Annotated in this window: 7 protein-coding genes and 1 pseudogene; 4 read left to right on the top strand and 4 right to left on the bottom strand. The window is 72.1% G+C overall.

What is annotated here, in order from left to right:
* The 4 genes and pseudogenes from AC27LF_RS45030 to AC27LF_RS45015 form a co-directional block, all read right to left on the bottom strand.
* Positions 1 to 1,334, bottom strand: a pseudogene (locus AC27LF_RS45030) (hypothetical protein); the annotation flags it as partial.
* Between the two features lie 78 nt (positions 1,335 to 1,412).
* Entirely contained in the window at positions 1,413 to 1,586 is a 174-nt protein-coding gene (locus AC27LF_RS45025; RefSeq protein WP_479662383.1) for a hypothetical protein, read from the bottom strand.
* Positions 1,587 to 1,879: 293 nt separating this feature from the next.
* Complete coding sequence (locus AC27LF_RS45020) at positions 1,880 to 2,203, bottom strand: HNH endonuclease (protein ID WP_479662382.1); 324 nt, start codon at positions 2,201 to 2,203, stop codon at positions 1,880 to 1,882.
* On the bottom strand, positions 2,200 to 3,558 hold the full coding sequence (locus tag AC27LF_RS45015) for an RNA polymerase sigma factor (protein WP_479662381.1): 1,359 nt from the start codon (positions 3,556 to 3,558) through the stop codon (positions 2,200 to 2,202). Before AC27LF_RS45015 ends, AC27LF_RS45020 begins: the two co-directional genes overlap by 4 nt.
* 333 nt (positions 3,559 to 3,891) lie before the next feature.
* Between AC27LF_RS45015 and AC27LF_RS45010 the strand changes: the two genes are divergently transcribed.
* The 4 genes from AC27LF_RS45010 (at position 3,892) to AC27LF_RS44995 (ending at position 8,614) form a co-directional block, all read left to right on the top strand.
* Positions 3,892 to 4,641: a GntR family transcriptional regulator gene (locus tag AC27LF_RS45010; RefSeq protein WP_479662380.1), complete on the top strand. Its 750-nt coding sequence runs from the start codon at positions 3,892 to 3,894 to the stop codon at positions 4,639 to 4,641.
* 419 nt (positions 4,642 to 5,060) lie between these two features.
* The gene (locus AC27LF_RS45005) at positions 5,061 to 6,089 is read left to right on the top strand and encodes a helix-turn-helix domain-containing protein (protein ID WP_479665083.1); all 1,029 of its coding nucleotides are present in this window, start codon (positions 5,061 to 5,063) and stop codon (positions 6,087 to 6,089) included.
* 1,368 nt (positions 6,090 to 7,457) lie between these two features.
* On the top strand, positions 7,458 to 8,249 hold the full coding sequence (locus AC27LF_RS45000) for a ParA family protein (RefSeq protein ID WP_479662378.1): 792 nt from the start codon (positions 7,458 to 7,460) through the stop codon (positions 8,247 to 8,249).
* Positions 8,246 to 8,614, top strand: a complete 369-nt coding sequence (locus AC27LF_RS44995) for a hypothetical protein (protein ID WP_479662377.1) — start codon at positions 8,246 to 8,248, stop codon at positions 8,612 to 8,614. The genes AC27LF_RS45000 and AC27LF_RS44995 overlap by 4 nt, the downstream gene beginning before the upstream one ends.
* Positions 8,615 to 9,056 lie beyond the last annotated feature (442 nt).

The raw sequence follows: 9,056 nt of genomic DNA, 5'->3' as shown, positions 1-9,056 counted from the left end.
ATCGTGGCGGAACGTCCGGCGAATTGGCCGATACGGCGCTGGGTCCATTCCTGGGTGAGGCCGTAGTCGATGCGGGCGGTCACCTGGTTTTCGGTGAGCAGCTCGGGTGCGCGGCCGGGGGCGCAGTCGTCGGGGAGGCCGGGGAGGTCCCAGTCTTTGACGGGGCCGGCGGTCTGCTTGGGCTGCTCCTGGTGCTCGTTGATGCGGGCGGTGACCCGGGCCGGGGCGGTCTGGGCGGCGGCCACGGATGCCGTGGCGTCCTTGCGGGCCGGGGCGGGCTCCGGCTGGGCGGGGCGTGCAAATGCTGCGCTGCCGTCGGGGCGGGGCGCCGGGGACGGCACGAGCGCGCTGGCGGCCTTGTCGGCTGCTGTCGCGCGGGGATCGGCCGTGGGCGCGACAGCCGGGCCGCTGTCGGCTCCGGTGCGGGCCTGCGGGGCCGGAACTCCCGGGTGAGACGCGGGCGCGACAGGCGCGACAGGTACACGTACCGGCGCGGCCGGGGCGGGCACAGCGGGGGCCAGTTGTGCCGTCATACCGTAGGAACGGCTGGCCGTTGTGCCGTCGATACGGTGTGCCGTCGTGCCGTCACCGTTGCCGTGGGCTGCGGGAACGGGCGTGGTGAGGCGCTTCTCTTCGAGGTCCAGGCGCCGGGCTTGAATCTCACGGGCGGCACGGGCGGCCTCGCGCTTCTCCTCCAGCTCCAAGGCGAACTGCTGGTCCTCCCGGCGCTGCTGCCGCTCGCGGTCGGCTTCGGAGCGCTCCTGTGCGGCCCTGCGGTCGGCTTCCTCCTGCTCCTGGCGGCGCCGACGCTGCTCCTCCTGCTCCTGCCGTGCGCGGTCGGCCTCGGCCTTGCTGGCTTCGGCTTGCTCGACGTCGTCCAGGCGCCCTGCGAGGCGGCGCCGGTAGACGGGGCCGGCCTCCGCGAGCAGCACCAGGATGCCCGGCGTGATCAGATGCTGGAACACGCCTGTCCAGTCGCCTTTCTCGGCCGCGTGCCCGATGTTCAGGAACACGCTCCCGGCGCCGGTGAACAGGCGCAGCAGCGCCGCCCACACACCGCCGCTGACGTTGTGCCGGGAGGCGATCTCGTCGGCGCGCAGGCTCCCGAGGAACGCCAGGTCGACCACCAGGGGCAGCACGAACGCCGTGCGCCGCCACTCCGGATCGAGGTGATCGGCCACGTACGGAGTGGCGTTCAGCATCGACCACACGATCATCCCGGCCGCCACGCCCCACGTGACGAACGAGATGAACCGGTCCGCTGCCGCCAGCCCCGCCCGCAGCCGCGCCGCGGACCCCGGCGGGCCCGCCTCCTCCAACTTCTTCCTACCCATCGGTCTTTCCTCCGTCGTTGTGGTGCACTGGCACGGCGGGGCCGGGCGAACTATCACTTCGCCCGGCCCCGCGCTCGGTCACTTCTTGGGCGTCTTCTTCGGCTGGCCCTTCGGCACCGGGCCGCCGGACGGCACGTGTCCGGCGGGCGGCTGCGTCAGCCCCGTCCCCGGCGGCGTCCCCTTCGGTGCCGCGTAGCCGATCCGGCTCACCGGGCCCTCGGGGGACTTCTTCGAGCGCGTCACAAAAGCCATGGGAATCTCCTTGCAGGTCAGGACCGGGCCAGGTGCCCGGCTCCCCGCCCACCCCCGGCGCTGGGCCGTGGGGTGGACAGGCAGCCGTCACACGGCCGTCAGTCCTCGTCGCCGACGATCTCCGCGTCGACGATGGGCGTACCGGCGGGCACATCGGTCTCGTCGACGACCGTGATCGTCACGTCTTCCAGATCCGCGTTCTTGAACCAAGCCATGGGAATCTCCTTGCAGGTCAGGACCGGGCCAGGTGCCCGGCTCCCCGCCCGCCCCCAGCGGGGGCGGACAGGCAGCCGTCACGCGGCGAGCGGCATCTGACCGGAGGGCTCCACCAGGGGCACCAGTCCGGGCCCGAACTGCCCGGGCGCCGGGCGCAGCAGGGCCTGCGGCAGCAGGGCGCCTTTGGCCTCGTTGCAGGGCTGGCACGCCAGCACCAACGCGGCCTGCACCCACGTGTGCAGCACCGAGCGCGGGATCAGATGATCCACCGTCGCGCCCTCCAACTTCCGGTTGAACGGCGTACCGCAGTAGAAGCAGCACCGGCCGTCCCGCTTCGCCAGGCGCGCCTTCAGCAGACGCCGGCGCTTCGAGCACGGCTTGCGGTCGACGTTGTTGCTCATGCCGCCGCTCCCGTCCGCGCGACGCGCAGGTAGCAGCCGGACGCGCACTTACGGGCGCAGGCACCCGCACCCGGGGGCGGGGTGGGCACGGGGTCGGCCCGGTGGTCGCGAACCATCTGTCGCAGCGAGCGCGCGGCGTTGTGGAACGCGACCTCCACGCCACGCGTGGTGCGTTCCAGGCGCCGGGCGATCTCCTTGTACGGCAGCCTGTCGACCGCGCGCAGCCGGACGACCTCGGCAGCCGAGCGCGGCAGCCGGTCCAGGATCTGCTCCCAGCCCTCGGGCAAGCCGCTGTTCTGCTGCTTCGCCCGGCGCGCCGTGTGCAGCGCGGCCACCACCTCGGGGTCCGGCACCATCCGGTCGGCCCGCACCTCCGGCCGCTCCTGGCCGTCGGCAAGGAGACGTTCCAGGTGGACTACCGCGCGCTGCAACGTCCGGCAGACAACACCCGAGTTGGAACCGATCTCGGCGGCGATCTCCCGTTGCGAACGGCCCGCGGCCCGCAGGAGAACCACCTTCTGGTGGTGCTCCGAGAGTTCACCCACCGCCCGCTCCCAGCCCACCGGAAGCCCGTTGACGTCCCGGGCCGGGCGGGTCTCCAGCGCCGGGCGCAGCGCTTCCAGCGCGCGTCGGTAGCGGTCCTGCACCGACGCCTGCGACAGTCCCAGCCGCGCCCCGATCGCGCGCAGCGTCATGCCATCCACACACGCCAGCTCCAACACCTCGCGGTGCGCATCGGGCAGCGCCGCGACCGCGTGGGCGTAGCACGGACGCCACCCCGGGCGGTCGTCCTCACCCAGCAACTCCAGCACCGCGCACACCGTGTCGTCCGTGCCCGGGCCCGCCAACGCCTCCAGCCGCTGCTCCGGCTCCCGTTCGTCCCCGGCCGCGCCCGCGCCCAGCACCCGCTCGTACTCGTTCGGCATCAGCTGGAAGTGCGCGTAGATCCGGCGCTTCGCCAGGAACGCCAGCATCGGGAACGCGTCCTCGTCAGCCTTCGCCCACCTCGCCATCTCGCCCGGGTTCAGCGCCAGGAACAGCCACAGCTCCTGTGCCAGATCCTCCGCCAGCGCGTACCGGTCCCAGCCGACCCGCGCTGCCAGGTAGCGCACCACCCGCCCGTTGTGCAGCTCGAACAGCCTCGCCAACCGCCCCGCCACCTCCGCCGGCACCGGCACGTCGTCCTTGCGCGTCAGCAACACCCGCGTCGGCGTCGTGTACCCGGCCGACACCATCCGGTCCCGCGTCCCCGCCGTTAACGCCGGACGCCGCGCATCCCGCTCAGCCTCCGACCGGCGCTGCACCTGCGCAGACACCAGCCGCTCAGCCACAATCGACACGTCGAACCCCTTCACCCAAGGCATGTGGATCGGTCCGACAGCGGTCCGGGTGCTCCAACACCCAGACCACCGCCCAAAGGCCCCGGGGTGCGTCAACACCCCCCGGCCACGCGCCCGGCCGGTGCGTCAACACCGGCCGGGCGTTCGCGTTCCGGCCCGTTTACACAGGTCAGAAAGCCGCGACGCTTCGGATCTCCGCTGAAGCGGAGCCCCTTGCGCCCCATCAAGGTAGACCACTACACCACATGAGCGCTACTAGTAGCGCTACATCATCACGTGGTTTAGCCTCATACGTGTACCGCTGCACTGGATGGAGGTGCAGTGCGAGACGACAGGAGGGAGGGCGGTATGCCTGAGAATGTCGGCTACGCAGAGATCGCCGCGCACTACCGTCAGCAGATCCAGGACGGGGTGCTCAAGCCGGGCGAGACCATGCCGTCGTTGCGGCAGGTCTGCGAGCGCTTCGGTGTGGCAAACACGACTGCCAACCGGGCGTACCGAGCGCTCAAGTTGGAGGGACTGACCATCCCCAAGGCTGGCGTCGGAACCGTCGTCGCCGGGCCGATCAGCAACAACATCGCGACTCGGGTTCACCTGCACGAGTCCACGGGGAAGGCCCTCGGCGGCGGCGAGACCTCCCGCATCTTGGAGGTAGGGACGGTTGGGGCCGACGAACTGGTGGCCCCGCGTCTCGACGTGACCCCCGGGACGCCGGTCCACGTACGACGGCGCCTGGTCAGCCGGAACGGCGTACCGGTGCACCTCAGCAGCTCGTACTACCCGGCCTACGTGATCGCCGTTACTCCCGAGCTTGCCCAACCGGTGTCGACCGGGGGATCCCGCGAGCTGGCGGCGGAACGACTGGGCGTAGCCCAGGATCACGTGCTGGAGGAGGTCACCTCTCGGCTTGCCTCAGAGACGGAAAAGGCTGCGCTTGGCCTCACCACGGGCGACGTGGTTGTGACTCAGGTAGTTCGCACAGTTCACCTCGCGGACGGCCGTGTGGTTGAGGTGGCCGTGAAAGTAGTCGGAGGGTCAACAATCCTTCGGTGGGCCACGTCCCTAAATACTCAGGCGGGCCATGAAAACACCGAGTAAACGAACTCTCTGCGTGCTGCGAAACGAAGAAGAATTGGCGAGAGTCAGAAATTACAGGAAAGGGAATTCGATACTTCCTGTTAACGAAATGTCTCTCGCCATGCGCAGGAAAGGAATGGCAGGCCCGTTGATAGGGTCCGCAGATCTCCTTTCTGCGGTGCGGCACAACAGCCGGATTCTGTCCACAGACGGACCAAGGAAAAATGGTCCGTACAACGCAACAGGCCCCGCCAGATGGCGGGGCCCGCAGGTCCCCCCGGGTTCGCGGCCCGGGCGGAGAAGCACTCCAACTCCCAGCAAGGCAAGCAAGGAGGTGCGCTCCCTTGAGCGTACGAGATGACCAGGACCGTAGGCCACAGGACGCAGTGTCTGGTGCAGGTGCCGCGCCCAGGGTCGTACGTGAGGCGGCACTGGACTGGGTGAAGTTCGATGCCCAGCTCGCCCGGGACGGCTCGGTGCCGCCGGTGGAGAAGGCGCTCTACGCGGCGTTGGGGAGCTTCGCGGACCAGGGCGACCGGGAGACGCCGACCGGGTGGGACTGGGAGGACGACGCGCCGACGCGGGCGGTGCTGGCGAAGTGCATCGGCAAGTCCAAGGACACGGTGGACCGGGCGACCAAGGGGCTGGAGGCGCGGGGACTGCTGGAGGTGGAGCGGCGGCAGGACCCGGACAATCCGCGGCTGAACATCCCGAGCGTCTACCGGCTGCTTGATCAGGAGCGGTGGGACGACCGGGCGGCGGAACGTGCGGCTCGGCGACGTGCTGCCAGGTCAGGGGGTGGCCGCATGGATGCGGCCAGGGGTGGCCGCATGGATGCGGCCAGGGGTGGCCGCATGGATGCGGCCAGGGGTGGCCGCATGGATGCGGCCAGGGGTGGCCGCATGGATGCGGCCCCTTCTTCTAGTGAAGAAGGAGTAGAAGAAGATCTCTCTCCCGCCGCGCCTGTCACTGCTGTCTCGGTGGGCACCCCGCCGGTCGGAGAGAGAGAGAGCGAGGCTTCGCCCGAGGGACAGAACCCCTCCGGGGCTGAGGTGCCGCAGCAGCGCGGAGGTTCGGACGAAAGCGCAGCGGGGGGCCGGGTCGTGGCTGCGTACGCCGCTGCCCTCGGGCGGCCGGTGCTGAACGGCACCAGGGCCAAGCTGGAGCGCCAGGCTGTCGAGCTGCTGGCGCAGGGCTTGCCGGAGGCGTGGCTGTGCGACCGGGCGCGGGAGCTGGCGGCGCGCGGCTGGGCTGACCTGGTGCAGCACGCGGAGCGGTCGACCGTGCCGGTCGAGGGGCGGCGCGAGCCTGGCTCCGGTCGGTCCGGCCTGCCGGAGTGGTGCGGCGAGTGCGGTCCCGACACCCCTGCGGCCCGCCTCAACCCGAGGTTCCGGACCCTCGGCGAGTCGGGCGGCGGGGAGAAGTGCCCGCGCTGCCACCCGGACCGAGTCGCCCCCGCGACCGCCTGAAGCGCGCTGCGCGGCCGTCTCCCGGCCTTTCCGCCCCGCCCAAGTCTCCTTGGGCGGGGCGGGGGCTGTTCGGCCGTCAGATCGGCGTACAGCGCTTCGGGTTGGCGGGCGCGGCCGGTGACCGGCTGGTGCCGACCAGCGCGGGCTCGTCAGCCGTCGGCGCCCGGGCCCGCGGGCTGTGTGGGGCCGTTGGCCTCCAGGGGCGGGGGGTCGCTGGTCGGCCTGTCCGGCCTGTCAGTGCTGCCCGGGCCTGTCCGCCAGGCCCGCCCGTGACGTGTCCGTGCCGGACCGTCTGCCCGGTCGCGGACACGTCACGGACGCGCTGCGGACGGGTCGGGGCAGGCGCCGGGCGGGCTGCCGACAGGCGGCGGGCAGGGCGGGGTTCGTCATCGTCATCATCACCGCGCCGGAAATGCCTCGCGCTCGCGAAAGGCACGCGTACGCGTACGCGTGGTTGGCGTCATCCCGGCCGTCATGGCGGGCCGCTGTCTGTGACCGCCATGGGGCACCGCCAGAGCACCGCCATGTGACCGCCACCCGGAGCCGCGCCGTGGCGGTGCCATGGCGGTCGTTGGCGGTCCGGTGGCGGTGGTCTGGCGGTGCCGGGTGGCGGTGGCTGGCCGCATTGTTTTCGCGCGCTTGTCCGGCCGTGGCTGCCCGCGCGCCGCCGCGCGGCGGCGCGCGGCGGCGCGGGTACGGGGGCATGCCCGTCCGTCTGCGCGCCCGTACGGGGCCGCGCGTCCGTGTCCGTACGGAAGGCGCCGGGGCGGGGTCCGGCGGCCGGGAGTCCGGCCCGGGGCGGCGGGGCCTTCAGAGGGCCGGTTTTGCCGTGGCGGGGGGTCGCGCGCGTTAAAGCGTGCACACGTGCACGGGCACACGCGTGCACGTGAGACGGGACGGACGACCGGGGGCCGACTGGGGGAGCCGGGCCGGGCGGCGCGAGGCGGGCTGCGAAGGGCCGCCGACGGCTCCTCAGGGCGGCCCAACGCGTGCCGCGCGTGACGCGGGTCGGGCGTGCCGCCTGCGCGCGATTACGCGCACGTACGCGTGAGGGCACGGGCCGGTCCCGGCGGCGGCTGTCACAGCCCGGTGTCACCGCGCCCGTCACAGCCGTGGTCACCGTCCGGCGCGGCGGGGCCGGCCCCGAGCACGCGGCGCCTGGCCGTCGGGGCGCGGTATCGGCTTGGCGGCCGGGACGGCGGGGAGGCGTTCGGCGGCGAGCTGGGCGCGCGGCGCGGGCGGCGGGTCGGTGTCTCGCGTGCGGGACGCGTCGGCGCGGGCGGGTCCCGATTTCCGCGTGGTCGGGAAGGGAGTGCCGCCGTGCCGTCACGACGGTGCGCCGTACCTGCGGCGGTACGGTCTGCCGTTATGGCGATGACGAGAGACGCGCTGCTGAACCAGAAGGGCGGGGTCGCGAAGACGACGACCACGCTGCATCTGGGCGGCACGCTCGCGGCCGCGGGCCGCAAGACACTCCTGGTGGACCTGGATGGTCAGGGCAACCTGACCACCGCGCTGAAGCTCCCGAGGCTCCATCCGGGCGGGGAGCTGACGCTCGCCCGCGCGATGTTGGACGGCTGCGACCGTGAGCAGGCCCGGTCCCTGGTGCGCCGGCACTCGGAGAACCTGTGGGTGATCCCGAGCGCGCTGGACCTGTTCACCCTGCCGCGCCAGCTGCACAGCACGCGCAGCAAGGAGGAGCGCCTGGCGTGGGTGCTGGAACTCCTCCAGGAGGAGTTCGACCACTGCCTGGTGGACTGCCGCCCGGCCCTGGACGTCGACACGGACAACGTTCTGCGGTGGGCCGAGCACGTGCTCATCCCCGTCGACGTCGACGAGTTCTCTATTGAGGCCCTTGAACTGCTCCTGGGCCAGGTGCAGACCCTGGTGGCCGAGACCCGCATGCAGGTGCCGCACTACCGGGGGCTGGTCATCAACCGCATCGACCGCCCGTTCTCCGGGTTCCACCAGAAGGTCTACGACGCCATACACCAGCTGCCGCTGCCCGTGGTCGGGGAGATCCCGCTGCGCACCGCCGTGGCGGAGGCCAAGAACAAGGGCCAGACCATCGCGCAGTACGAACCGAAGTCCGACGTCGCGCGCATGTTCCGCGACCTGGCCGTGAAGGCCGGCTACCTCCCGGAGACCCCCGCAGCATGAGCACCAAGAAAGACGGCTTCACCGTGGACACCGGCGGCGTCAGCGCCCTGCTCACCGGCCTGTCCGGCCGCTTCACCGAAGAAACCCCAGACCACAAGCCCAGTGACGGCACGACGGCAGAACGGCGGAACGGCCCGACGGCAGCCGCGCCCGAACAGGCCGCGCCTAAGCCGAGCAAGTACACACTGCTCCTGGACCAGGACGACGCCCTCACCCTCGACCAGCTCGCCCTCACCCTGCGCCGCCGCACCGGCCGCCCGGTCGACAAGTCCGAGATCCTGCGCGCCCTCATCCGCCTCGCCGACGCCGACGACCAGGTCGGCGACCACATCGCCCGCGCCCTCGACCGCCGCTCGGCCACCTGACCACCCCGCCCCGACCCAAGGACCCGACCACCGCAGGCCACGGCAGTGCGCGGCCCGACCGGCCAACCGAGGGGCCAGCCAGGCCGCGCACGGCGCGGGGGCCGGCCGCGCCGCGCACCCGGCCCCGCGGGCGACCCCGGCCCCGCCCGACGGCAACATCTCCTGCGCCAACTCCTGCGGCATCTCTTGCACGATCTCCTGCGACATCTCTTGCGCGAGCCTCCACACGCTTCCGGTGTCTTCGCAGGTCACCACGCCCGTAGAGGCGTGGTCGGGGGTCTGACATCCCCCTCAGAGCACCCCGCGACCGCCCCACCTGGGAGAAGAAGGGCGGGAGGGAGCGGGCGGGACGCGGGCCGCGCCTCGGGGGATCGGACGTCCGCCGGTCCCCTTGCGCGCGTCGGCGGGGCCGCGCGCGGCCGGGGCCAGACGGCCCCGGCGC

The sequence above is a fragment of the Streptomyces diversicolor genome (assembly GCF_057537855.1).
This window is presented reverse-complemented; position numbering and strand designations above follow the sequence as displayed.